Here is a 300-nt window from a genome sequence, read left to right as displayed (position 1 = left end):
CGACGCCGACATCGGCATGCTTGTGCTTGACCATGGCGTTCTCGGTCCAGGAGGCGTTCGCATCCGGCACCGCCATCAGCGCCATGGCCATCGCCTTGATCACCATGTCGTTGACCGAGAGCTTGTAGGCCGGGACCTCGCCCTTGTCGGTCTTCTTCATCGGAGCCGCGGCATTCAACTGCGTGCGCAGCGCCAAGAGCGCGTCGAGCTCGCAGTCGAGCGTCAGATAGAAATGCGGGATGGTAGACTTCGCCTCGACCAGGCGGCGCGCGATGGTCTTGCGCATGTTGTCATGCGGCA

At 63.0% G+C, this 300-nt stretch carries 1 protein-coding gene; it reads right to left on the bottom strand.

The window, feature by feature from the left end; translation table 11 throughout:
- Positions 1 to 300, bottom strand: a 300-nt coding sequence (locus E5X34_RS32740; RefSeq protein WP_292573376.1) for a 2-oxo acid dehydrogenase subunit E2, incomplete at both ends; no start/stop codon positions are given.

The organism is Mesorhizobium sp. (assembly GCF_004963255.1).
Taxonomy (GTDB): Bacteria; Pseudomonadota; Alphaproteobacteria; order Rhizobiales; family Rhizobiaceae; genus Mesorhizobium.
This window is presented reverse-complemented; position numbering and strand designations above follow the sequence as displayed.